This window comes from Streptosporangium sp. LJ11, from assembly GCF_051918945.1.
GTDB lineage: Bacteria > Actinomycetota > Actinomycetes > Streptosporangiales > Streptosporangiaceae > Streptosporangium.
Genome location: NZ_JBPXMB010000001.1, coordinates 1 through 22,478, shown reverse-complemented (window position 1 = coordinate 22,478; position 22,478 = coordinate 1). Strand labels below are relative to the sequence as shown.

24 protein-coding genes are annotated in these 22,478 nt (G+C 70.5%); 14 read left to right on the top strand and 10 right to left on the bottom strand.

Going from position 1 to position 22,478, the window contains the following annotated elements; all coding sequences use genetic code 11:
- Nucleotides 1-263: 263 nt before the first annotated feature.
- A complete protein-coding gene (locus ACTOQ3_RS00120; protein WP_440081263.1) occupies nucleotides 264-905 on the bottom strand; it encodes a nuclease-related domain-containing protein in 642 nt (213 codons plus the stop codon).
- 521 nt (nucleotides 906-1,426) lie between these two features.
- On the opposite strand from ACTOQ3_RS00120, the gene ACTOQ3_RS00115 reads away from it, so the two are divergent.
- The 3 genes from ACTOQ3_RS00115 (at nucleotide 1,427) to ACTOQ3_RS00105 (ending at nucleotide 2,815) form a co-directional block, all read left to right on the top strand.
- A complete protein-coding gene (locus ACTOQ3_RS00115; protein WP_440081262.1) occupies nucleotides 1,427-1,726 on the top strand; it encodes a hypothetical protein in 300 nt (99 codons plus the stop codon).
- 48 nt (nucleotides 1,727-1,774) lie between these two features.
- On the top strand, nucleotides 1,775-2,137 hold the full coding sequence (locus ACTOQ3_RS00110) for a DUF5130 family protein (protein ID WP_440081261.1): 363 nt from the start codon (nucleotides 1,775-1,777) through the stop codon (nucleotides 2,135-2,137).
- Nucleotides 2,138-2,218: 81 nt separating this feature from the next.
- The gene (locus tag ACTOQ3_RS00105) at nucleotides 2,219-2,815 is read left to right on the top strand and encodes a hypothetical protein (RefSeq protein WP_440081260.1); all 597 of its coding nucleotides are present in this window, start codon (nucleotides 2,219-2,221) and stop codon (nucleotides 2,813-2,815) included.
- Nucleotides 2,816-2,846: 31 nt separating this feature from the next.
- Here the strand turns inward: ACTOQ3_RS00105 and ACTOQ3_RS00100 are convergent, their stop codons facing one another.
- A complete protein-coding gene (locus ACTOQ3_RS00100; protein ID WP_440081259.1) occupies nucleotides 2,847-3,809 on the bottom strand; it encodes a hypothetical protein in 963 nt (320 codons plus the stop codon).
- A 191-nt stretch (nucleotides 3,810-4,000) separates the two neighbouring features.
- The gene (gene pepN, locus ACTOQ3_RS00095) at nucleotides 4,001-6,568 is read right to left on the bottom strand and encodes an aminopeptidase N (RefSeq protein WP_440081258.1); all 2,568 of its coding nucleotides are present in this window, start codon (nucleotides 6,566-6,568) and stop codon (nucleotides 4,001-4,003) included.
- A gap of 220 nt (nucleotides 6,569-6,788) precedes the next feature.
- Between pepN and ACTOQ3_RS00090 the strand changes: the two genes are divergently transcribed.
- Both ACTOQ3_RS00090 and ACTOQ3_RS00085 read left to right on the top strand, forming a co-directional pair.
- Nucleotides 6,789-7,409, top strand: a complete 621-nt coding sequence (locus tag ACTOQ3_RS00090) for a DsbA family protein (RefSeq protein WP_440081257.1) — start codon at nucleotides 6,789-6,791, stop codon at nucleotides 7,407-7,409.
- 159 nt (nucleotides 7,410-7,568) lie between these two features.
- Nucleotides 7,569-8,978: an aldehyde dehydrogenase family protein gene (locus tag ACTOQ3_RS00085; RefSeq protein WP_440081256.1), complete on the top strand. Its 1,410-nt coding sequence runs from the start codon at nucleotides 7,569-7,571 to the stop codon at nucleotides 8,976-8,978.
- 36 nt (nucleotides 8,979-9,014) lie between these two features.
- Here ACTOQ3_RS00085 and def read toward each other — a convergent pair whose 3' ends face one another.
- Nucleotides 9,015-9,503, bottom strand: a complete 489-nt coding sequence (def, locus tag ACTOQ3_RS00080; protein WP_440081255.1) for a peptide deformylase — start codon at nucleotides 9,501-9,503, stop codon at nucleotides 9,015-9,017.
- Nucleotides 9,504-9,601: 98 nt separating this feature from the next.
- Here def and ACTOQ3_RS00075 point away from each other — a divergent pair, with 98 nt between their 5' ends.
- On the top strand, nucleotides 9,602-10,069 hold the full coding sequence (locus ACTOQ3_RS00075) for a ribose-5-phosphate isomerase (RefSeq protein ID WP_440081254.1): 468 nt from the start codon (nucleotides 9,602-9,604) through the stop codon (nucleotides 10,067-10,069).
- A gap of 50 nt (nucleotides 10,070-10,119) precedes the next feature.
- Here ACTOQ3_RS00075 and ACTOQ3_RS00070 read toward each other — a convergent pair whose 3' ends face one another.
- Entirely contained in the window at nucleotides 10,120-10,317 is a 198-nt protein-coding gene (locus ACTOQ3_RS00070) for a hypothetical protein (protein ID WP_440081253.1), read from the bottom strand.
- Nucleotides 10,318-10,487: 170 nt separating this feature from the next.
- A complete protein-coding gene (locus ACTOQ3_RS00065) occupies nucleotides 10,488-11,717 on the bottom strand; it encodes a GNAT family N-acetyltransferase (RefSeq protein WP_440081252.1) in 1,230 nt (409 codons plus the stop codon).
- Between the two features lie 119 nt (nucleotides 11,718-11,836).
- Here ACTOQ3_RS00065 and ACTOQ3_RS00060 point away from each other — a divergent pair, with 119 nt between their 5' ends.
- Nucleotides 11,837-12,952, top strand: a complete 1,116-nt coding sequence (locus ACTOQ3_RS00060) for a PP2C family protein-serine/threonine phosphatase (protein ID WP_440081251.1) — start codon at nucleotides 11,837-11,839, stop codon at nucleotides 12,950-12,952.
- Between the two features lie 54 nt (nucleotides 12,953-13,006).
- Here ACTOQ3_RS00060 and ACTOQ3_RS00055 read toward each other — a convergent pair whose 3' ends face one another.
- Nucleotides 13,007-13,612: a response regulator transcription factor gene (locus tag ACTOQ3_RS00055; protein WP_440081250.1), complete on the bottom strand. Its 606-nt coding sequence runs from the start codon at nucleotides 13,610-13,612 to the stop codon at nucleotides 13,007-13,009.
- Nucleotides 13,613-13,822: 210 nt separating this feature from the next.
- Here ACTOQ3_RS00055 and ACTOQ3_RS00050 point away from each other — a divergent pair, with 210 nt between their 5' ends.
- On the top strand, nucleotides 13,823-15,130 hold the full coding sequence (locus ACTOQ3_RS00050; protein WP_440081249.1) for a M50 family metallopeptidase: 1,308 nt from the start codon (nucleotides 13,823-13,825) through the stop codon (nucleotides 15,128-15,130).
- A gap of 168 nt (nucleotides 15,131-15,298) precedes the next feature.
- Nucleotides 15,299-15,820, top strand: coding sequence for a MarR family winged helix-turn-helix transcriptional regulator (locus ACTOQ3_RS00045; RefSeq protein ID WP_440081248.1), 522 nt, complete (start codon nucleotides 15,299-15,301; stop codon nucleotides 15,818-15,820).
- 95 nt (nucleotides 15,821-15,915) lie between these two features.
- Here ACTOQ3_RS00045 and ACTOQ3_RS00040 read toward each other — a convergent pair whose 3' ends face one another.
- Nucleotides 15,916-16,422 (bottom strand): DinB family protein, encoded by a 507-nt coding sequence (locus ACTOQ3_RS00040; protein ID WP_440081247.1) that lies wholly within the window; start codon nucleotides 16,420-16,422, stop codon nucleotides 15,916-15,918.
- Nucleotides 16,423-16,994: 572 nt separating this feature from the next.
- Between ACTOQ3_RS00040 and ACTOQ3_RS00035 the strand changes: the two genes are divergently transcribed.
- The 3 genes from ACTOQ3_RS00035 to ACTOQ3_RS00025 all read left to right on the top strand — a co-directional run bounded on the left by ACTOQ3_RS00035 (nucleotide 16,995) and on the right by ACTOQ3_RS00025 (nucleotide 19,630).
- Nucleotides 16,995-18,140: an FAD-dependent oxidoreductase gene (locus tag ACTOQ3_RS00035; protein ID WP_440081246.1), complete on the top strand. Its 1,146-nt coding sequence runs from the start codon at nucleotides 16,995-16,997 to the stop codon at nucleotides 18,138-18,140.
- 173 nt (nucleotides 18,141-18,313) lie between these two features.
- On the top strand, nucleotides 18,314-19,096 hold the full coding sequence (locus ACTOQ3_RS00030) for a L,D-transpeptidase family protein (RefSeq protein WP_440081245.1): 783 nt from the start codon (nucleotides 18,314-18,316) through the stop codon (nucleotides 19,094-19,096).
- A gap of 171 nt (nucleotides 19,097-19,267) precedes the next feature.
- Nucleotides 19,268-19,630: a nuclear transport factor 2 family protein gene (locus ACTOQ3_RS00025; RefSeq protein WP_440081244.1), complete on the top strand. Its 363-nt coding sequence runs from the start codon at nucleotides 19,268-19,270 to the stop codon at nucleotides 19,628-19,630.
- Between the two features lie 214 nt (nucleotides 19,631-19,844).
- Here the strand turns inward: ACTOQ3_RS00025 and ACTOQ3_RS00020 are convergent, their stop codons facing one another.
- A complete protein-coding gene (locus ACTOQ3_RS00020; RefSeq protein WP_440081243.1) occupies nucleotides 19,845-20,447 on the bottom strand; it encodes a CGNR zinc finger domain-containing protein in 603 nt (200 codons plus the stop codon).
- A gap of 34 nt (nucleotides 20,448-20,481) precedes the next feature.
- Between ACTOQ3_RS00020 and ACTOQ3_RS00015 the strand changes: the two genes are divergently transcribed.
- Nucleotides 20,482-21,345, top strand: a complete 864-nt coding sequence (locus ACTOQ3_RS00015; protein WP_440081242.1) for an SCO6745 family protein — start codon at nucleotides 20,482-20,484, stop codon at nucleotides 21,343-21,345.
- Nucleotides 21,342-21,905 carry an N-acetyltransferase family protein gene (locus tag ACTOQ3_RS00010; RefSeq protein ID WP_440081241.1) on the top strand — a complete coding sequence of 188 codons (564 nt, stop codon included), beginning with the start codon at nucleotides 21,342-21,344 and terminating at the stop codon, nucleotides 21,903-21,905. Before ACTOQ3_RS00015 ends, ACTOQ3_RS00010 begins: the two co-directional genes overlap by 4 nt.
- Before the next feature lie 293 nt (nucleotides 21,906-22,198).
- Here ACTOQ3_RS00010 and ACTOQ3_RS00005 read toward each other — a convergent pair.
- The coding region (locus tag ACTOQ3_RS00005) for a peptide chain release factor family protein (RefSeq protein WP_440081240.1) at nucleotides 22,199-22,478 on the bottom strand (280 nt) is incomplete at its 5' end.

Genomic DNA, 22,478 nt, shown 5'->3' with positions numbered 1-22,478 from the left:
AACCCGGGACGAGCGACGCCCGCGCCGAAGGGGCCTCGGTCACCCGCCGCACACCGCGACGCCCACGCGGTAAGGCCTTCGATCGCCCGCGCGGGAGGGGACGGGCTCCGGCGTGCCCGCGGGCACGGGAAGCCCGCGGGGGCGGCGGAGGGAGGGGAGACGGGAGTCGCCTGGCCGGGGCGCCGTGGCGGGGCGGACTCCCGTCGGTCCCGACGGGGGAGGCGCGGTCGATGGTCGAGAACGGGCTCGCGGGACGGCCTGGATCAGTTCTCCGGATAGCGCGCGGGCAGAACCTGCTTGGCGGCCTCGAAGATCCTGTCGATCTCGGCGTCGGTGAGTGAGCGTTCCCGCTTGGTGATCCATTTACGGACACGACTGCCGTCGAACACGTCGACCTCGCGGACGTTGAGGACCTTCCAGGGGATGGCCGGGCCGTAGATCGCCAGGGACGGCACGATCGTGACCTCGCGGCCCAGCTCGGCGCCGATCAGCTCTCCGGCCTGGGAGGCCTCCCAGCGGGCCTCGTCGAGGCGGGGCTTCTGGCTGAACGGGCCGTGGAACAGCTTGCGGTGCGACTGGACGCGGACCGGCAGGCGCTTGTCCCACTTCTCGGAGTCGACCGCGTAGACGCCGGTGGGGCCCACGACCAGATGGTCGATCTGGGCCTCGCTGCCGGGGATCGCGCGGGCGTGCAGGGTGCGGTAGCCCCCGCGCTCCAGCCGTTTCAGCTGCATCTCCGTGCGCCGCTCCGCGACCGAGGCGCGCCGCCAGGCGGGCACCGACGAGTTGGAGCGGGCGCGAAGCACCGTGTCGACGATCGCGGCCACCACGGCGGCGCTGAGGCCCAGCGGCCAGCTGGCCAGCAGGACGCCCGCGAGCACGCCCACGCCGATCGAGATGATCACACGTCGGCGCAGGTGGCGGTACTTCGGGTGGTCGAGCAGGCTGCGCAGCGAGGCGCGCTCGACAGGTGCGTACGTAGACGCTGGCGCGGCGGGTCGAGACGTCGGCCGGTCCTCGGCCTGTCGGTCGCTGACCCAAATCGGTGACGTAGTGTTACCGTCTTCTGGTACCTGACCGGAATCCACGTAACTCACGGTAGCTGACGTCCTCGGGGGTGCCTAGTATTGCGTATCTCATACTTTTGTGACCGCCGTCATCCGCTTGGCACTGCTATGAACCGGGTACCTTAGGAACTTTTCGCTCCGGATGACCGCCTGCCGCGCGGGGCGTGAACCACGTTCATGATCTTAACCCTCCCGAGCGGGCGGCGGCGGCCGCGCGGCGCGGGGAGACCTCACCCGACGGCACGCCGATCTCCGTGTCGTCGCAGATCGAGGCCGCCCGCGGGGGTTCGCGGGGCGAGCGCGGACCCGCCGTCCGGCGGCCCTCGACGGGGGGGTCGGCGCCGGGTTACTTTTGAGGTGTGGACAGCGCGATCGAGGTCTTCGGCTTTCTCGTCGGAGTCTCCGGCGGCCTGTTCCTGCTCATCGCCCTGCTCGTGACGATGCCCGGCAGGCTGCGTGACAAGGCCGCGAGGAGCACCTCGGCGGGTGCGGTCTGGCTGGGTGGTCCGCTCGGCAGCGAGCGGGGGATCGCCGGCTCCGTCCTCGTGCTGACCGGGCGGCGACCCGCCGGGTCCCCGGAGCCGGAGGCCGACTGGGTCGCGCTCGCGGAGACCTCCGAGCCCGGACGGCACACCGGCGGGGCGTCGGCGACCTGGTGAACCGGCCGATCGGTGAATCACCGGACTGGCGAAGGCGAGGTGACGGAGATGCTCACCCTGACCCCGACACAGGGGGACGACGTCCGCGGGGCCCTGCGCACCGCGGAGCGGAGTACCGGGCTGCGTTTCGCCGCCTACCTCGGGCCGGCGATCGGGCCGCGCCGCCACTTCTCCGAACGGCTGCACGCCGCGCTGGGCGCAGACGCGGACCGAGCCGTGCTCGTCTTCGTGGACCAGCGGGGGAGGGCACTGGAGATCGTCACGGGTTCGCTGGCCAGGGAGTGGCTGCCCGACGCCGAGTGCCGGGTGGCCGCGACGTCGATGGCCGCGGTGCTCGGCCTGGGCGATCTGGTGGGCGGGCTGGTCACCGGGGTCCTGCTGCTCGCGGACCAGGCGTCGCGGCGCAGGTGACCCCGCGGCCCCGCCAAGTAGATGATCTTCAGGGCGGTCCGTTCGGGCGGAGCAAGGATGATTTTCCCGGATAATCGGCTCGTGCTGAGGATCATGTGGGACGCGCTGCCGGGTCGCTCTCGCAGGAGGTCCGCGGCGGAACGGGAACCGGACAGGATCCTCGACTACGTCCAGGCGACCCTCGCGGACGCCCGCCGGAAGGTCCGCAGGGAGGACGAGACGGCGGCCATCCTGCTGTTCACGACGGGGGCCGCCGCCGGTGCCGTCGCCGTCGGGCTGCTGAACGGCCACTGGAGGCCCGGCGAACTGTCCAGCAGGATCGAGTGGCTCTGGTGGACGAGCATGTTCTTCTGGCTGATGGGAATGCTCGTGCTCGCCGGAGCCCTCTACCGCCGTACCGCCGGGCTCGCGGGCAGGGCCCTGGAGCGGCGCCGCTTCTACCCCGGGGGATTCGCCGACGACCCGCCGCCGGCACCGGACCCCCGCCTGGGGTACCGGGTGGGACCGCCTCCGGGCGGCCGCGACGGCGAGGCCAGGGTCGACCTCGCCGTCCTGGAGATCAGGAGGCTCAACGCCGTCGGGGACGCCAAACAGCGTTACATCCGCCGGAGCGTCCTGCTCATGACGTTCTCCGTCACCTGCTGCGCGCTGTCGCTGCTCATCGACAGCTCGCTCTGAGCCTCTGAGCCTCGGGGCCGGGTCCGGCCGATCAGGACTGGAGAAGCTTCACCAGGTACGTGCTGATGTCCGTCAGCAGCGTCGAGGGTGCCACCGGGACGCCCGCCACGGCGGAGAACAGGGCGGGCAACCCCGGCAGCGGGAAGCCGTCGTCCTCGGACGCCTCGCCGCCCACGCCGTTCTTGGCCAGCGCGGTCCGGCTGCGCTCCCACGCCTCGGTGACCTCCTCGGGGGAGGGCACGCCGAACCCGTGGCCCACCGGGGCCGCGTGGCGCAATCGCACCAGCGGGGTGTCGGCGAAGGCCAGGGCCACCCGGGAACGCAGCATGAGGTCGTCGCGGTGCTCCGGGTCCACCCAGTCCATCGCGGTGCAGGGGTTGCGGCAGTCGGCGACGCAGGTGGCCAGCGCCCCGGCCACCTGGCTGTGCTGGCGGTCGAAGTAGGCGCGCCACCCCTCGGCCGGCTCCCCGGCCACCCGCAGGGTCCGGTTCACGGCCGACTGCTCGGCCCTCGTGTGGTCGCAGTCGCGGTCGCCGATCACCCCGAACCTGCTGCCCGGCGCGGTGAGGCCCTCCGGCCAGCGCGCCGGGTCTCCGGCGCTGCCGAGCACCGGCTCGAAGGCGAGCAGCGGGAGGTACTCGCTGGCGATGTGCAGGGCGGCGACCATGGGACTCAGCTCGCGGCGGTGCCACCTGACCGCGATGACCTCCAGCAGCAGCCCGTACGCGGGCCGCAGCGACTCCAGCGCGCCTCGCGGCTGCTCGCGGGGCGTCTGCGGCATCGTGCAGGCCCGCGCCCGCCGCCGTAGATCGCTCGGCACGGCCCGCGCCTCGGCGGCGAAGTCCTCCGCGTCGAGCGAGAGCAGCCGCTGGCCGAACTCGCACGCCGCCTCGATGTTGCCGGCGTCCTTCACGACGCCCGAGGCGAGGGCCCCGACGTCACCGAAGGCGTATCTGCGGGCCAGGGAGACGAGCAGGTCACGCGCCGATTCCACGTGATTACCCTCTCACGACCCACGAACGACAGAAATGTTGCCCAGGCAAAACGACACGCGGGGCGCCTCCCCGCTTGGTGACTATTTCTACCAGTATTTTCCGGGAATCGGCCAAGGCTTCGCCCCGGGCCCCCGCGAGGCCGGTCCGGCTTCTTCGCGACCGGGACCGGCCTCGCGGGGGTGCGCAGGCCTCAGGCCGCCGAGGCGTCCTTGGCCTGGGCGCGCAGGGCACGGCCGATGCTGTCGGCACCTTCGAGCAGCAGGCGCTTGAGGGCGTGCGGCGGCTGGGTGGACGAGATGAGGTCCTGGGTCCTGGCGACCGTCTCGGAGGAGATGTTCAGCGCCGGGTAGCAGCCGTTCGCGAAGTTCTGGGCACTGTCGGAGCTCCAGGACGACCAGATCCTGCCGATCTCCTCGAAGTACTTCGCCCCGTACGGCTCCAGCAGGTCCGGGTGGCGCGGGTCCATGAAACCGGCGATCGTCGAGCGGAGCAGCGCGCCGCTCAGCCTGCCCTCGGTGATCGCGGCCCAGGCGTTCGCCTTGCCCTGGGCCGTGGGGATCCCGGCGCGGCAGAGCGCGGCGGAGCGCTCGCCGGTCGCGGTGGCGTCGCGCAGCAGCTCCTGGGCGATGTCCTCCTCGCCGAGCAGGCCGCCGGAGACCAGGGCGCCGGTCAGCGTCCAGCGCAGGTCGGTGTCGACGGTGAGGCCTTCGAGCACCGTCTCGCCGTCCAGCAGCCCCTTCAGGAACGCCAGGTCCTCGGTGGAGGCGGCCACGGCCGCCAGCGCGTTCAGGTAGGCCAGCTGGTGGTCGGAGCCGGGCGCGGCCGCGGTGACCAGGCCGCGCAGCGCGGAGGCCAGCCGGGCCAGGCCCTGGGCGCGCCAGGCGGGGTCGGCGTACTGCTGGACGGCCAGCCGGGCCTGGCGGAGCACGGTCTGGGCGACCGTGATGTCGGTGACCGACTCGATGTTGGAGACGACCAGGGTGAGGTAGTCGCGGGTGGACATCTCGGCGTCGCGGGTCATGTCCCAGGCGGCCGACCAGCACAGCGCGCGGGGCAGGGACTCGGTGAACCTGCCGATGCCGCCCTCCGTCACGGTCCGCAACGACCGCTCGTCGAGCCTGACCTTGGCGTACGTCAGGTCGTCGTCGTTGATCAGGACCAGGTCCGGCTGGACCTCGCCGACGAGCTCGGAAACCGCGGTGCGCGCGCCGACGACGTCCAGCTCGACCCGCTTGACGCGGACCAGCTCGCCGTCCCGCAGGGAGTACAGGCCGATGGCGACGCGGTGCGAGCGCAGCGTCGGGTAGTCGGCCGGGGCCTCCTGGAGCACGTCGAACTCCAGGAAACGGCCCTCGGAGTCGACGGTGAACGACGGGCGCAGCGTGTTGACCCAGGAGGTCTCCAGCCACTCCTTCGACCAGGACGACAGGTCGCGTCCCGAGGTGCGCTCCAGCGCGCCGAGCAGGTCCGCGAGCGTGGTGTTGCCCCAGGCGTGCTCGTTGAAGTAGTCGCGGACCCCGGCCAGGAAGTTGTCCAGCCCCACGTAGGCGACGAGCTGCTTGAGGACCGAGGCGCCCTTGGCGTACGTGATCCCGTCGAAGTTGACCTCGACCGCGTGCATGTCGACGATGTCGGCGGCGATCGGGTGGGTCGAGGGCAGCTGGTCCTGGCGGTAGGCCCAGGCCTTCTCGACGTTGGCGAAGGTCGTCCACGCGCCCTGGCCCCAGCGGGTGGCCTCGGCCTGGCAGAGCACCGAGGCGTAGGTGGCGAACGACTCGTTCAGCCACAGGTCGTCCCACCAGCGCATGGTGACCAGGTCGCCGAACCACATGTGCGCCATCTCGTGCAGGATCGTCTCGGCGCGGCGCTCGATCACCGCGTCCGTGACGCGCGAGCGGAAGACGTAGTCCTCCAGGAAGGTCACGCAGCCCGCGTTCTCCATCGCCCCGGCGTTGAACTCGGGCACGAAGAGCTGGTCGTACTTCCCGAACGGGTAGCGGACGCCGAAGACCTTGTGGAAGAAGTCGAAGCCCTGCCTGGTCACCTCGAAGAGGTTGTCCGCGTCGAGGTGCTCGGCGAGCGAGGCCCGGCAGTACAGGCCCAGCGGGATGCCGTCGTGCTCGGAGGTCACCTTGTGGTACGGCCCGGCGCACAGCGCGGTGATGTAGGTCGACATCACCGGGGAGGGCGGGAAGTGCCAGCGCTTGGCCGCCTGGAGCGCGCCGTGCTTGCCGCGGTGCTCCGGCAGCTCCTCGGCCGCGTCGGGCGCCGCGTTGGAGATGACCTCCCAGTGGGACGGCGCGAGCACCGTCAGCTCGAAGGAGGCCTTGAGGTCGGGCTGGTCGAAACACGCGTACATCCGGTGCGCGTCGGCCGTCTCGAACTGGCTGTGCAGGTAGACGCTCTTGTCGACCGGATCGACGAAGCGGTGCAGGCCCTCGCCGGTTCGGCTGTAGGAGCAGTCGGCGTCCACCTGCAGCTCGTTGGTCTCGGCCAGGCCCGGCAGCGGCAGCCGCCCGGCCTCCGGGTCGTAGCCGCTCACGTCCAGCTCGACGCCGTTGAGGACGGCCTTGCGCACCTTGGCGCCGGCCAGATCGACGAACGTCTCCGCACCCGGCCGGGTGCTGGTGAAGCGAACCGTGGTGACGCTCTCGAAGCGCTCCTCACCCTCGGTCAGGTCGAGCTCCACCGCATAGGACTGCACGCTGAGCAGCCGTGCGCGCTCGCGCGCCTCGTCACGGGTCAGATTGCCTGCCACTACCGCTCCCTCTTCACAACTTCCCCCGCTCCATTGCTAAGGGGTGACTGAATCCTGCCACGTAAGGGCGCGGACCGTCGCTTCGCATCAGCCTGCGGACTGATACCCGGATTCGAGAATAAAGAGGCATGTCAAGGTATTAATAAGCCTGCGGAATAGGGGACTCCACCGTCCGGGTTGTCGCTACCGAAGCACCCTCACGAGCAGGAAGCCGAAGAAAATGACTGAGCGCACTCCCGTGGATCTCTGGTTCGACCCCTTCTGTCCGTTCGCCTGGATGACCTCCCGCTGGTTGCTGGAGGTGGAGAAGGTGCGCTCGATCGAGCCGCGCTGGCACATCATGAGCCTCAACGTGCTGAACGAGGACAAGGAGGTCCCCGACAGCTACCGCGAGATGATCGCCAGGGCCATCGGGCCGGTCCGGGTGGTCGCCGCCGTGCAGGAGAAGTACGACTCCGAGACGGTCGGCCGCCTTTACACCGAGCTCGGCACCCGTTTCCACAACCAGGGCAGGCTCCAGGAGCTCGACACGCTCCGCGAGACCGTCGAGGAGGCCCTGGAGGCCGCGGAGCTGGACCGCGCGTTCGCCGACGCGATGGACTCCACGGAGTTCGACGAGGTGGTGCGCGCCTCGCACAACGACGGCATCGACCGGGTCGGCCAGGAGGTCGGCACCCCCGTGATCTCCGTCGACGGTGTCGCCTTCTTCGGCCCGGTCATCTCACCGGCCCCCAAGGGCGAGGAGGCGGGCAAACTCTGGGACGGCGTGCGCCTGGTGGCGGGCACCGACGGTTTCTTCGAGCTCAAGCGCTCCAGGACCCGGCAGCCGATCTTCGACTGATCCGCTCCTCCCGCCGCCCGCGCGCCCGCGGCCGGCGGCCCGGCCGGTCGCCGAGCCCCGTACGACCCCGCTGTGCTCCCGTACAACGATGATCGTTGTACGGGAGCCGCGCCCGGTTCGCCCTCGCATAACAACGGCACGCACGCCAGGATGAGGGACATGCGTCACCTTTATCTGAACGGAGCCTGGCAGTCGTCCGCGTCGGCCGAGAGCATCGACGTGATCAATCCCGCGACCGAGGAGCTGATCGACAGGGTTCCCGCGGGGGCGCCCGCCGACGTCGAGGCCGCCGTGGCCGCCGCACGCGGGGCCTTCCCCTCCTGGTCGGCGACGGCCCCCGCCGAGCGAGGCGCGATCCTCGCCGCGGCCGCGGACCTGATACGAGAGCGCTCCGACCAGATAGCCAGGATCATCGCCACGGACATGGGCGCCCCGTACGGCCTGGCGATGAGGGTGCAGACGCTGATGCCGGCCGGGGTGCTGGCCTTGTACGCCCAGCTGGCCGGGACCTACGACTTCGAGGGCGGGCAGGTCGGCAACTCCCGCGTCTTCAGGGAGCCGGTCGGGGTGGTCGCCGCCATCACCCCCTGGAACTACCCGCTCCACCAGGTCGTCTGCAAGGTGGGCGCCGCGCTCGCCGCGGGCTGCACGGTCGTGCTGAAGCCCAGCGAGGTGGCGCCGCTGGCGGCCTTCGCGCTCGCCGGGATCTTCGACGAGGTCGGGCTGCCCGCCGGGGTCTTCAACATGGTCAGCGGCTACGGCCCGGTGGTGGGCGAGGCCCTGGCCACCCATCCCGAGGTGGACATGGTGTCGTTCACCGGCTCCACCCGGGCCGGGCGCCGGGTGGCCGCGCTCGCGGCCGAGACGATCAAGCGGGTGGCCCTGGAACTCGGCGGCAAGTCCGCCAGCCTGGTCCTGCCGGACGCCGACCTGGAGACGGCCGTCAAGGCGACGGTGGCCAACGCCTTCATCAACTCCGGCCAGACCTGTTCGGCATGGACCCGCATGATCGTCCATCGCGACCGGTACGACGAGGCCGTCCGCCTCGCCGTCGAGGCCACGGGGAGATACACCGTCGGCGACCCCTTCGACGAGGGGACCAGGCTCGGCCCCCTCGTGTCCGCGGCCCAGCGCGACCGGGTCGTCCGCTACATCAACCGGGGTCAGGAGGAAGGCGCCCGGCTGGTCGCCGGAGGCACCGACCGGCCCCTGTCGCGCGGCTTCTACGTCGAGCCCACGGTGTTCGCCGGGGTGGAACCGGGGATGGTGATCGAGCAGGAGGAGATCTTCGGCCCGGTCCTCACGATCATCCCCTACCTCCGGGGTGAGGACGAGGCGGTCGCCATCGCCAACGGCACGCCGTACGGCCTGGCGGGCGCGGTGTGGGCGGGCAGCGAGCAGCGCGCGGTCGCGGTCGCCCGGCGGCTGCGCACCGGCCAGGTGGCGGTCAACGGCGGCCAGTTCAACCCGCGGGCGCCCTTCGGCGGCTACAAGCAGTCGGGCCTCGGCCGCGAGCTGGGCGAGTTCGGGCTCGAGGAGTATCTGGAGATCAAAGCCGTCCAGCTCTGACGACCACCGCGGGGGCCGCTTCGGCGGTCACCGGGATCAGGGGGCCTGGAGCAGGACCTTCCTGGCGGCGTCCCTGGCCAGCCTGTCCACGTAGAGCCTGCCGTCGAGGTGGTCGGTCTCGTGCTGGAAGCAGCGCGCCAGCATGCCGCGGGCCCTGATCCGGATCGGCCGTCCCAGCCGGTCCAGGCCGCTCACGGTGACCCCCGCGGCCCGGGGCGTCCTGGCGTAGATCGGGGTGCCGGTCCCGCGGTCGGGGACGGACAGGCAGCCCTCCTCGTCGTGGACCTCGGTGTCGTCGTCCACGGTCAGCTCCGGGTTGATCACGTGGCCCTTGCGGTTGCTGCAGTCGTAGACGAAGATCCGCTTCGACACGCCGATCTGCGGACCGGCCAGGCCGACGCCCTGCGCGGCGTACATCACGGCGAACATCTCGTCGATCATGCGCCGCAGGTCGCGGTCGAAGTCGATGATCGGCTCGGCGGGCGTGCGCAGGACAGGGTCACCGACCACTCGGATGTCACGCATGCGGGGGCTCTCTCTGTAAGGGTTCCATAAGCGTTATGGCTATTACTCTATCCGGGGGCCGGGTGGAGCCGCCCGCGTACACCTGCGAAACTGTGCGGGTGCGCGTCTACATCGGTGCCGACCATGCCGGCTATGAGCTCAAGAACCACGTCGTCTCCTGGCTGAAGGAGCACGGCCACGAGGTCGAGGACTGCGGTCCCTTCGTCTACGACGCGGAGGACGACTACCCGCCGTTCGTGCTGCGCGCGGCCGAGGGCGTCGTGAAGGACCCGGGCAGCCTGGGCGTCGTCATCGGCGGCTCGGGCAACGGCGAGCAGATCGCGGCCAACAAGGTGCGCGGCGTCCGCGCCGCCCTGGCCTGGAGCGAGGAGACCGCCAGGCTCGCCCGCGAGCACAACAACGCCAACGTCGTCAGCGTCGGCTCGCGGATGCACGAGCCGGAGGAGGCGATCCGGTTCGTCGAGATCTTCCTCGGCACCTCCTACTCCGGGGCCGAGCGGCACAACCGCAGGATCGCGCAGCTCACCTCGTACGAGACCATCGGCCAGCTCCCGCCGCTGCCGTAGCCCTCAGGGGCCCTCGGCGACCCTCGGGGGCCCTCAGCCGTAAACCTTCCTCAGCGGTGGCGCTCGCGGGGCGGAACCTCCCCGCGCGGCGGCTCCCTGCGTGCCCCGTGGCGCGCCGGCTCCTTGCGGGGCGTCTCGTCGCGCAGGGGGCGGCGGTCCGCGGCCTCCTGCTGCTCCCGTGACGGGCGTGAGACGTCTCGCGCCCGCATCGCGGTGATCGCGTTGATCTGCAAGCTCTGCAGTGCCATGCCGGCCACCATAACCCGCTCCGGCCCGCCCCGGCCCGAACGGCTCCGGACCGGCTCCGGCCTGAACGGTCCCGGCCTGAACGGCTCCGGCCGCCCGGAGTGGCCGTGGCGACCGTCGCCGTCGCCGTCGCCGGAAGAGGCGTCAGAACGTCCGAGGGCCGGAAGAGTCGTCAGAAGACCAGCCCGCCCCAGGGGGCGGGACCCCACGACATGGCGGTGGACAGCTCCCGCAGGGCCCCCGCGCGCGACTCGCGTACCACCCCCGCCGCCAGCAGCGCCGCCAGCGGTCGCCCTCCCAGGTAGGCGGCGCCCAGCACGGAGACGGGCAGGGTCAGGTCGGCGGGGTCGTCGGAGGGCGCGCAGCGGGCGCCGGAGGTGTCGGCCGTCAGCCGCCAGCGGCGCGCGTTCCACGGGCACACGGTGTCCTCGACCTCCATCACCACGTCCACCGGCGCGCTGTAGCGGCGGGCGGGAAGGGCCCGCTCGACGTCCACCACGCGGACCCACAGGTCGTCCAGCCAGAGCGCGTGGAGCTGGCGCGGCTCGGCGAGCAGATGGATCAGCGGGTCGTCCGAGGGCCTGCTCTGGGCGAGGACGTGCGAGACCAGGTCGCGGTCCAGGACGTGCCGCCAGAGCAGCGCGTAGGCGGCGGGGTCGAGACCGAACAGCTCCTTGAGCCGCAGCTCGCCGGCGGGAAGGTCGTGGTCGTCGAAGGAGCCCTTGATCCGGAAGAGCGCGTAACCGCGCGGGCCGCCGTCGTCCTCGGCGACCACGGCGCGCAGCGGACCGGCGCCGCCCTGGTCGGACTCCTGGTCGGTCAGCACCGTGTCCCAGCGGGCGGGCGTGCGGGCGTACAGTCCCGGACGCTGCTCGAACGCCGACTCGTAGATCTTCTCGAACGTGGACCTGGCCTCCGCGGGCCTGACGACGCGCAGCCGCAGGGCGGGATCGGCCGGGGCCTGCCGGGTGAAGGCCGCGTTCGCCGTGGGGATCCGGAAGACCACGCAGTCCGAGGCCCTGCCGTAGCCGTAGCGACCGTAGATCGCGGCCTCGGCCGCGTAGAGCGCGGCGACGGCCTCGCCCCGCTCGTGGAGGTCGGACAGCTGGCGGGTCATCAGCGAGGAGAGGATGCCCCGGCGGCGGTGCGAGGGCAGCACGCCGACCGCGGTGACGCCGCCGACCGGGATCGGCCCGCCGGGCACGGTCATGCTGAAGCTGTACACCGCGGTGGTGCCCACGAGCAGGTCGCCGTCGAACACGCCGAGCGAGCGGTCGAACTCGATGTTGCGCTTGAAGATCTCCTGCCGGTGCTCCGGGGTGGCGGCGCCGAACGCCTCCTCGTCCACGGTGTTCCAAGCGGACCATTCGGCTTCGCTGATCGGACGTAGGCTGAGAGTCATCTTCCGAACGGTAGTAGGGGACAAACGGTTCCGGCCATCTAATATCCCTGCTTAATGATCAAGGCGTTGGTCAAGTGGGCTGCCCAAAGGGAGGGCGGCCAGATACAGTCGAGCGCATCATGAGTTCCCGTCCGGTGCCGCTGCTCCCTCCGGCGCTCCGCGCGTTCCTGGTCCGCGTCCCTCTTCTCGTTCCCGTCGTGCGCTTCCTGCGGCGCGGCCCCCTGGCGCGCGACCGGAACCTGCTCATCACCCTGACCCTGTTGACCCTGCTGATCGGCGGGCTGGCCGCCAGGGTGTCCATGGAGTGGTTCTCCCCGGCGCTCATGATCCCGGTCACCCTCGTGGCGGGGCTCCAGCTGAGGCTGAACAGTCTCGTCAAGCTGCTGTTCGCGGTCGCGGTCTCCCTGGTCTACGTGGCCGTGGTGCGCGGGGTGGGACACATCGGTCCCGGCCTGCTGGTCACCTTCGGCTTCACCGCGGTGCTGGCCGCGCTGATGGCCCGCACCCGGGGCAAGCTCGGTGTGCAGGGTCTGCGTGGCGACGTGATGTTGCTGGAGTTGCGCGACCGTCTCAAGAGCCAGAGCGACCTGCCCCCGCTGCCCAAGGGGTGGGGCTCCAAGGTGGTTCTCAAGCAGGCAGGAGGCTCCTCCTTCGGCGGCGACTTCCTGGTCTCCATGCGCGAGGACGACACGCTGGAGCTCGCCCTGGTCGACGTGTCGGGCAAGGGCGTCGACGCGGGCACCCGGGCGCTGCTGCTGTCGGGCACCTTCGGCGGGCTGCTCGGCTCGGTCACCGACTTCCTGCCCGCCTGCAACACCTACCTGCACCGCCAGCGCGAGGCCGAGGGCTTCGTCACGGCGGTCCATCTCCGGCTCGACCTCGTGACGGGCGAGTACGTCATCACCTCGGCCGGTCACCCCCCGGTGGTCAAGTTCGAGTCGGGCACCGGGACGTGGCGGGTCTCCGCGGCCAAGGGGGTCGTCCTCGGTGTCGTGCCCGACCTGCACTGCGAGGCCGACCGGGGGATGCTGCGCAAGGGCGACGCCCTCATGCTCTACACCGACGGCCTGATCGAGCAGCCGGGGCGCGACATCGACGCCGGTCTCGACCGCCTGCTGGGAGAGGCCGAGCGCCTGGTGCCCTCGGGGTTCCGTGACGGTGCCCGCAACCTGGTGGCCTCCATGTCGTCGGGCCACAACGACGACTGCGCCCTCATCCTCATCTGGCGCCCCTGAACGGCTTCCGAGAACGGCTCCGGGATGCGGCTTCCGGGGATTCGGGAGGAGGGCTCAGAGCCACCCGGAGTCGCCGGCGATGCGTACGGCGTCGAGACGGTTGCGTGCCTGGGTCTTGCACATGATCCGCGACAGGTGGTTGCGGACCGTTCCCACGGAGAGGAACAGCTGGTCGGCGATCTCGCCGGACCTGGCCCCCTGCGCGACCAGCCGGAGCACGTCGAGCTCCCTGCGGGTCAGAGGGTTCTCCGCCGACCTCAGGGCCGCCACCGCGAGCTCGGAGTCGACCGCCCGCCGGCCGGCCGCCACCTGGCGGACGCCGTGGGCCAGCTGCTCGGGGCCGACCTCCAGGCTCATGAACCCGAGCGCGTGGGCGGCGAAGGCCCGGCGGACCTGGCCGGGGCTGGGGTCGCGCGACAGCAGGAGGACCCGGCAGCCGGGAGCCTCCTCGTGCAGCCGGAGCGCGGTGGTGAGACCGTCGACGTCCGGCAGGTCGAGATCGATGACCGCCGTCTCCGGCGCGTGCCGCAGCACGGCGGGAAGCACGTCCTCCCCGGCGGCCACGTCGGCCACCACCTTCATGTCGTTCTCATTCTGCAGCGTCGCCACCAGCCCGCGCCGGACCAGGGGAAGATGTTCGGCAACCAGGATCCCGATCAAAACGCTCCTCTCTCCCGCCTCACCTTCATCAAAGAGTGTTCGTGTGATCGCTGAATGTCAACGGAGTGTGTCCAATCGGCAAAGAGTCCCGAAAGACCCGGCCGGGAGAGCGGCCGGGAACGCCGCTTTTCGCGGCGGCGTGGGGGCCGGATACTTGGGCTAACCTCTTATGGGGCATTGTCGGTGAAACCGCGATGGGGGTATGAACCTGTGAGCTGGCTCTCCGTGGTCGGGGTCATCGTCTTTCTCGTGGGACTGATGGTGTCGATCGGGCTGCACGAGATCGGCCACCTGGTGCCGGCCAAGCTGTTCGGTGTCAAGGTCACCCAGTACATGGTCGGGTTCGGCCCGACGATGTGGTCGCGCCGCAAGGGCGACACCGAGTACGGCATCAAGTGGCTTCCGCTCGGCGGCTACATCCGCATGATCGGCATGCTGCCGCCCCGGCCCACCGACGCCCCCGGCAAGGTGCGCTCGGTCTCCACCGGCCCCTGGCAGGGCCTGATCGAGAACGCCCGCGACGTCGCCCTGGAGGAGGTACGGCCGGGCGACGAGAACCGGGTGTTCTACCGCAAGCCCTGGTGGCAGAAGGTCATCATCATGTCCGGCGGTCCGGCGATGAACTTCGTGCTGGCGTTCGTCCTGTTCGGCGTCGTGCTCATGGGCTTCGGCATCCCCACGCAGAAGACCGAGATCGCCTCGATCCCGCAGTGCGTGAAGACCGCCGCCGAGTACGAGAAGAACCCCGAGTGCACCGCGGCCGACAAGCCCAGCCCGGCCAGCGCGGCGGGGCTGAGGCCGGGAGACGTCATCGTGTCCGTGGCGGGCAAACCCGCCACGAGCTGGGACGCCGCGACGCGGGCCATCCGCGACCACGGCGCGGGCCCGATCGCGATCGGCGTCAGGCGGGCCGGTCAGGATCTGACCGTCAACGCCAGCCTCATCGCCCAGGACCGCGAGTCGCTGGACGAGCCCGGCAAGATCGAGAAGGGTGTCGGATACCTCGGGGTGAGCCCGAAGATCGTCATCGAGCAGCAGAGCTTCGGCGCCGTGGCCGCGCACATGGGGGACCTCACCTCGGCCACCGCCGCCTCGCTGCTCAGGTTCCCCGAGAAGATGGTGGGCGTCTGGCACGCCGCCTTCTCCGGGGACGAGCGCGACAGGAACGGCCCGATCGGTGTCATCGGCGTCAGCCGCATCGGCGGTGAGATCGCCGCCGCCGCGATCCCGCTGGAAAACAAGATCGTCGTTTTCATCAACCTGCTGGCGGGCTTCAACCTGGCGATCGGCCTGTTCAACCTGATCCCGCTGCTTCCCCTGGACGGCGGCCACATCGCGGGAGGTCTGTGGGAGGGGCTCAAGCGCGGTTTCGCCCGCGTCGCCCGCCGCCCCACGCCCGGCCACGTCGACATCGCCAAGGCGCTTCCGCTCACCTACGCGATCGCCTTCCTGATGATCATCATGGCGGGCCTGCTGATGTACGCCGACCTGGTCAACCCGGTCCGCCTGTCCGGCTGACCGTTCCCCGCCCCGATGTCCCGTACGGACCGTCGTGCCGTACGCGCCGATCTGCCCGCCACGGGGTCCACGGGTGGCGACCTCCGACGTGGCACGGCCCGCGTGGCGTGCCGGGGGTCGGAGGTGGGGAGACACGGCACATCCGCCCGCAGGGGTTAGGGTGACGCCGTGAACGAGGGAACGCCTGGAGCGGTGATCGACGTGGCCCTGTTCCGGTTGCGCCGGATCTGGTCGCGGCCACTGCGAGCGCGCAAGGCCGGGGAGCCGCAGCGAGCGGTGCACATGTCGAACGTGATGGTCGTGCACGCCGTGCACAAGCTGAGCCTGGACGTGCCTGAGGTGACCGTGGGCGCCGTCGCCGAGCAACTGGGTGTCGATCCCTCCACGGCCAGCAGGCTGGTCAACGACGCGGTCGGCGCGGGGTTCGTGGAGCGCGAGGAGTCGGCCGTGGACGCCAGGCGGGCCCGGCTCGTACTGAGCGAGCGGGGCCGTCGCGTGCTGGAGGTGGTGATCCGCCACCGGCGTACCTACCTTGACGGCCTGATGGCCGACTGGGACGAGCCGGACCGCGAGGTCTTCGCCCGGCTTCTCGACCGTTTCGCCGAGGCCGCCGTCGCCCGCCCGGCGAACCTGGCCGACCTCGACCGGATGATCGCCGAGACGCTCGTGGAGACCTCCGCCCCGGGCTGATCCGGCCGTTGCCGCGATCGGCCCGTCCTGCACGGGATTCGCCTGCTCTTCGTGCCTGTTCACGCGGGTGGGGGCGTGCGTCCCGCAGGTCGGCGCTACTCCCCGGTGACCCCGTCGATCCGCTGGCGGATGATGTCGGCGTGGCCGTTGTGCCGGGCGTACTCCTCGATCATGTGGACGAGGATCCAGCGCAGTGAGACGTCATGGTCGCGGCGTCGCGTCTTTCCCACGGTGTCCATGGGAAGCCCGGCGGACAGTTCGCGCGCGTGCGCGATCTCGCCCCGCCAGCGGGCGAACGCCTGCTCCGCCGTGCTCGTCTCCAGGGTGTCGAAGTCGCCGTCGGGATCGTCGTCGGAATAGTAGAACGGGGCGGCGCCCTCGCCGTTGAGGATGTTGCGGAACCAGTTGCGCTCCACCTCGGCCATGTGGCGGACCAGACCCAGCAGGGAGAGCGTGGACGGCTCGGCGGAACGCAGGCGAAGCTGCTCGTCCGAGAGCCCGGCGCATTTCACGGCCAGGGTCTCCCGGTGCCAGTCCAGCCAGGAGTGCAGCATGGTGCTCTCGTCGGCGATGAAGGCGGGGTCAACGCGTGTGTCGGTCATGGCGTCCCATCCTGTCGGCACGCGGGCCCGCTGTCATACCTTTTTCCTCCCGGCCGATCGCGAGGCGTCCGCGCGTCGCCGCGTACCGGAGGACACCTGCGCATCGGTATGTGCCGGCACCATCCGGCGTTCAGTCACCACGTTCTACAACAAGTGAGACTCGGACGTCCACCTGCCCTCAACAATCCCACCGAGGGCATATAGGCGAGTCCGCAGAGCAAAGTAGGCAATTCAGCCCGCCATGACCCCGGCCGGCCCGCCCTGGCGACCCGGGCTCGACTAAGGAGGTGTCAATATTCGCCCGGGTCGATCGGTGGATCGGTGATGAAAATCTGGCACGTGGCCAAAGGTTTGTCATCGGAGGATTCAGGTAGAGTGCGGCTTTTCCCCGTTCAATCCAGATTGTTTCCCCGGTCGGTAATGGTTTCCCATCGGCCCGCGGCCGGTCCTCTCCCGTTTCGTGTTCGCCGCCATTCCGGGATTCACCGGCGTCCCCATTTACTGTGGAGGGGTTTCGGTGTTCGTCGTGACGGCCTCCCGCGGTCGGTCGCGCCGGAAAGTGATCGAGCTGGATGGATCCGGAAAGAAGGCGTTCCCAGGTGCGCGCGAATTCAGAGAAGATACTTGTCATCGGGGCCGGGGTAAGCGGGTTGACCACTGCGCTGTGCCTGGCCAGGGAAGGGTTTCGCGTCACCGTCGTCGCGGAGAGATTCGCGCCCGACATCGTCTCGGTCGTCGCGGGCGCGCTGTGGGAGTGGCCACCGGCGGTGTGCGGTTACCACCACGACCAGATCTCCCTCGCTCGCTCCAAGAACTGGTGCGTCACCTCGTACGAGATGTTCGAGAAGCTGGCCCGGGCCAAGGTTCCCGGGGTGGCCATGCGAAGGTCCAACTTCTATTTCAAACACCCCGTCGAGGAGAGTCCGCACGATCTCCACAAGATGCAGGAACTCGCGGGGAAGGTGCGAGGCTTCGTCCGCGACCGGTCGCTCGCCGAACGCAACGGCGTCAGTCCCGACTACGGCGTGGTCGACGCGTACTCGCACATGGCGCCCATGATCGACACCGATCAGTACATGGCGTGGCTGATGCGGCAGGTCAAGATCCACGGTGTGCGGGTCGAGCGGTACCGGGTCGAGGGGCTGCTGGCCGAGCGCAGGGCCGAGCTCCTCGACCGCTTCGGCGCCGAGGTGATCGTCTGCTGCGCCGGCCTCGGCACCGCCGGGCTCCGCGGCATCGGCATGTATCCGCTGCGCGGCGCGCTGGTGCGGGTCCGCAACGACGGGCTTCGCGGGCGCCGGATCCGCGAGGCCCACTGCGTCTCCCACGACGAGGAGAACAAGGACGAGCAGGACATCGTCTTCATCGTGCCGCGCAATCCGAGACTCCTCGTCCTCGGGGGACTGGCGGAAAAGGACGAGTGGGACACCGGGATCAATCTGGAGAACCACGGGCCCGTACGGGAGATGTACGAGCGGTGCCTGGCCTTCATGCCCGCGCTGCGACACGCCAGGCTGGACCCCGACGAGCCGGTACGGGCGGGGCTGCGGCCGTTCCGGAACGAGAACGTCTGTCTTGAGTGGGACGACGAAGAACAGGTCGTCTACAACTTCGCGCACGGCGGAGCCGGATTCAGCTTCTCCTGGGGATGCGCCCAGGAGGCCGTCGGTCTGGTGCGTGCGGCGATAGAGGATCGCACGTACTCGTATTCCTTCTAACGGATCTCGCCCGAGAGTGGATAGGCGTTTAAAAAATGCGGAGAACCATCACGTGCCTCCTGATCGCGAACTCGACCCTCGTTCTCACCGCGTGCCTGCCATTCGGTGTCGCGAACACCGGTGTCATGTCGTCACGGCATTCCGGCGCGCCCATTCCCCATGAGCGCCCTCCCGTGCCTCGTGCCGAGCACACCCCGCTGTCACGGTTTCCCCTCCTTCGCCCCGGCGACAGGGGGACCCAGGTCCAGCAGGTCCACCGGCGCCTCGACCGGCTGGGATTCGGGCCGGGAGAGGCCGGCGACGAGTACCGTCCCGCGCTGCGCGCGGCCGTGTGGGCCTTCCAGAAGGCGAACGGGCTGCCTCCCACCGACGAGATCGACCCGCGGACCTGGCGGGCGCTCTCCCGCCCGGCGCGCCTCAAACCGCTGGTGTCGTACGGGGAGCCCACGAGGGTGGAGATCGACCTGCGCCGCCAGCTGCTCACCGCGTGGCAGGGCGGCAAGCCCGCGCTGGTCTCCCACATCTCGACCGGTAACGGCGAGCACTACTGCAAGAAGGGCCACTGCGGGGTCGCCGTCACGCCCACCGGGGACTTCCGCGCCTGGTTCCGGACGCCCGGATGGACCAGCGGGCCGCTGGGCGACCAGTTCTACACCATCTATTTCAACGAGGGAATCGGCTTCCACGGCTCGGAGCGGGTCCCGCGGCATCCCGCGTCCCACGGCTGCATCCGGGTGCCGCTCCACAACGCCAAGGCGCTCTACGACATGACCCCGACGGGAACCCCGGTCTACGTCCGCCGTCCCGCGGCTCCCGAGCCTCGGGACCGGGCCACGTCTCCAGACCGGGCCACGTCTCCCGAGCGCCCGAAGTCCTCCGGGCGGCCCGCGTCCCCCGCGTCCCCCGAGTCCCCCGGACTCTCCGGACAGGACGCGGACCGGCCGAAGGAGCTCTGAGGCCGGCCCGGTGCATCGGCATGGCCACCGCACCGGGTCCTGCCGCGACGTCACGGTTCGGAGACCTTCGAGCCTTCGGCGATGAGATACCCACCTTCGCGATAGTTGCGCGTCGTCCTTCGCCCCGTATCGTCCCGACCAGTGATCCCGGTTGCGCGGGGAAGGATCGGCATGAACGACGACGTGGTGCGACGCGTTTTCCAGGTGGTCGACTCGTTCGACCCCGACGAGTTCGTGCGGTTGCTGGCCGAGGACGCCACACTGGTGTTCGGCAACGCCGAGCCGATGGCGGGACGTGAGGCCATCGCCGCCGGGTTGCGGGCGTTCTTCTCCACCATCGGCGGCCTGCAGCACCGGATCGTCAGGAACTGGCAGGTGGACGCCGACATCATCGCCGAGACCGAGGTGACCTACCGGCGGCTCGACGGCAAGGACGCCGGCGTCGTGGCCGTGTCGATCTGGCGCACCCGCGACGACGGTCTGATCTCGGACTACCGCATATTCGTCGACCTCGCACCCGTCTACGCGGTCTGAGGCTCCGGCGAGACCGTAGCCGCGGGCGCGGCGCCTGTCTTCTCCCGCGGGAGACACCCGGAGTGAGCCGTCCCCGTCAGGGGCTGCCTCCGCCACCCCGGGGACCGGACGCGCGACTGGCGCCCCATGGCCGTCTCGAGCAGCCACGTCAGGGTGAAAACGGTTCAGAGGTGATCGTCCCGGGCCCCGGCGCGGAACGGCTCACCCGTGGGTCTCACGCTCGCCGCCTGGCCCGATAGGCGCTGGCCTTGGCGCGGTTCTGGCATGACAGATCGCAGAAGCGGCGCGAGGCATTACGTGTGGTGTCGAAGAAGACCAGACGGCATCCGCCGGCCTGGCAGGCGCCGAGCCGGGCCGCCTGGCCGACACCGATGACCATGGCCAGCGCGGTTCCCGTGTCCGCGGCCCACGCGTCCACGAGGCTCGCATCGGCCCGGTGGAAGGCGAGAACGAGGGGCCGGTCCGAGTCGCCGTGCAGGTTCGGCACGGCGCCGTGCCGTACCAGCAGGTTGTTGAGCCGCGCGGCGGCCTCGAGGACGCGCTCACCGGCACCGAAAGCCGGGCGCAGGTCGGCGGCGATCCCGGCCAGCCGGTCGGCGTCCGCGGCGGTGAGCATGGAGGGCGGGCGACCGGCGGCGACCAGCCGGGTGGTGATCGCGGCGAGCCGTTCGTCACCGGATCGCGGCGGCGTGACGTCACGGCCATGCGCCGATGTGGCGGTGAGGCAGTTCACCAGCAGGACCGCCAGCTCGACCCTGCTTCCAACATAACTGTCTATTTCGGATTGACCAGTGATGCGCCATGAATCTATCGTCACTGTCATACCTTATGTAGACAGTGAGGGTTTGGCCATGTTCGAACGACTCGCACGGCAGATGTGGCACCAGATCGAGCCGGTGCACGCGACGCTCTATTTCAGCCCCGAGGCTCTCGAAGAGGCGGCGAGGCTCGGCCATGACATCGGATCGCGCTGGCCGAGCTACTTCGCCTGGCGCATGGCGCCGCTCGGCGCCGCGGGACCGAGGGTGGTCGCCGCCGCCTGCTACAGCTTCAGCCCCATGATGATCGCCGAGTATGTGCCGGCGATCTGGGTCGTGGCGATCCCCGGGCAGGTGCTCGAAGCGCGGTCGCGAGCGATGGACCGGACACTTCGCGCCCTCCTCGGCGACCACGTCGACGTGACGGAGGCGGCGGAGCTCGCGGTCAGGGCAGCGGAGAGCATCCAGGTCGCCCACCGGCCGCTGGCCGCGGCCAATCTCGAACTGCCCTGGCCGCGAGAGCCGCATTTGGCCCTCTGGCAGGCGTACACGGTCCTGCGCGAACACCGCGGTGACGGACATCTGACGGCATTGCAGGCCGCCGGGCTGGACGCGTGCGAGGCGCTGGTCTCCTTCGCCTCCGTGGGAGCCGCGCCGGTCGACCACTTCGCGGGACGCGGGTGGAGTTCCGAGGAGTGGGCCGCCGCGCGTGAACGACTGGCCGGCCGGGGCCTCGTCGACGCCGACGGCCTGGCGACCCCGGCGGGGCGAGCGCTGCGCCACCAGGTCGAGCGCCTCACGGACGAACTGGCGGCGGGGCCGTGGCGGGCACTCGGCGAGGCGGGGGCCGAGCGGCTGGCCGACCTGAACCGGCCTCTGCTGGGGGCGGTGTTCGAGTCGGGGATGCTGCCGGGCACGACCACGTTGGGCATCGGCAAAGTGCAGGTGACCGCGTGAGGCTGGAGCGGCTCACCGGCGAAGAGACGCTCGTCCGCGCCGCCGAACTGATCGAGATCTACCGCGTCTCGTTCAACGGCCCACCCTGGTATGAGGACGGACACGGCACGGCCGACTTCGCCAGGCGCCTGGCCACGGACGCACGCCGCCCGGGCTTCGCGGCGGTGCTCGCCGGCCGGGACGGCGAACCCGCGGGATTCGGTACGGCATGGCCGACGCAAAGCCCCTTTCCCGCGGGCCGCGCCTACGACCGGGTGCGCGTCCAGCTCGGCGACCAGGTGGAAACGCGTCTGGTCGGGGCGCTGGAGGTCGATGAGCTCGCGGTGAGCCCCCACGCCCGTGGACAACGCCTGGCGGCCCGCATCCTCGACCTGCTCTGCGAGGGCGCGACCGGCTGCTGGCTGCTGACGGCGCCGAAGGCGCATGACGCGATCAGGCTCTACGAACGCCTTGGCTGGCGGCGTCTGACCGGCCCCGGGGCGAACGTGGTGGTGTTCACTCGCTCACACCGGACGCCGGCTGTCACGGCCACGCCGGACGGCCATCGAAACGGTCGGTGACGTCGTGAGCATGGGCGACGTCCACCTGCCGGCCGGTTGCCGGCGGTTCTCGCGTTCGACCGGCGCCAGGAGGCCGAACAGGCAGGCCGGCACCCGTCGCCGCGGCCCGACCCGCCCCGAGCGGCCCGCCACCCGCGCGAACCTCTCGCCCGGGCCCGCCGTCCACGCCTGAAGGTCCTGAGCGGTCACCGCACTCGACATGCAGCCAGGCTGGCCAATGCGTGCTTTCGCCCTGGCGATTCTCATGCTGTCGGGTGCGACTCTCCTTCCGCCGCAGGGCATGGCCAGGTGGACTACCGCGGTCGCCGGCGCGTCTGCTCCCGTGAAACCGGGTCCTGCTTCGGAGTTTCCGGACGTTCGGTACGGGTGGGGTCGCCGCGAACGAGCTCGTCGTGGATGCGCCGGCGGGCGCTGGTCGCGGCGCGCCCCGTCGTCTCGTCGCCGTGCTCGATGCGCTGTCGCAACAGCCGCATGGCGATGCGGCGGTTGAGGCTCGACTGCCGCTCGGTGTCGACCACGACGACGATCCCCGAGGGCCGGTGGGTCGCCCGTACCGCCGTGCTCGCCTTGTTG

Excerpts from the sequence above, each read along its gene's own strand:
- def (WP_440081255.1), bottom strand. The coding sequence starts at position 9,503 with ATGCGTGACATCCGAGTGGTCGGTGACCCTGTCCTGCGCACGCCCGCC.
- ACTOQ3_RS00060 (WP_440081251.1), top strand. The coding sequence starts at position 11,837 with ATGAGTTCCCGTCCGGTGCCGCTGCTCCCTCCGGCGCTCCGCGCGTTC.
- ACTOQ3_RS00090 (WP_440081257.1), top strand. The coding sequence starts at position 6,789 with ATGACTGAGCGCACTCCCGTGGATCTCTGGTTCGACCCCTTCTGTCCG.
- ACTOQ3_RS00085 (WP_440081256.1), top strand. The coding sequence starts at position 7,569 with ATGCGTCACCTTTATCTGAACGGAGCCTGGCAGTCGTCCGCGTCGGCC.
- ACTOQ3_RS00035 (WP_440081246.1), top strand. The coding sequence starts at position 16,995 with ATGGATCCGGAAAGAAGGCGTTCCCAGGTGCGCGCGAATTCAGAGAAG.
- ACTOQ3_RS00025 (WP_440081244.1), top strand. The coding sequence starts at position 19,268 with ATGAACGACGACGTGGTGCGACGCGTTTTCCAGGTGGTCGACTCGTTC.
- ACTOQ3_RS00040 (WP_440081247.1), bottom strand. The coding sequence starts at position 16,422 with ATGACCGACACACGCGTTGACCCCGCCTTCATCGCCGACGAGAGCACC.
- ACTOQ3_RS00065 (WP_440081252.1), bottom strand. The coding sequence starts at position 11,717 with ATGACTCTCAGCCTACGTCCGATCAGCGAAGCCGAATGGTCCGCTTGG.
- ACTOQ3_RS00110 (WP_440081261.1), top strand. The coding sequence starts at position 1,775 with ATGCTCACCCTGACCCCGACACAGGGGGACGACGTCCGCGGGGCCCTG.
- ACTOQ3_RS00070 (WP_440081253.1), bottom strand. The coding sequence starts at position 10,317 with ATGGCACTGCAGAGCTTGCAGATCAACGCGATCACCGCGATGCGGGCG.
- ACTOQ3_RS00015 (WP_440081242.1), top strand. The coding sequence starts at position 20,482 with ATGTTCGAACGACTCGCACGGCAGATGTGGCACCAGATCGAGCCGGTG.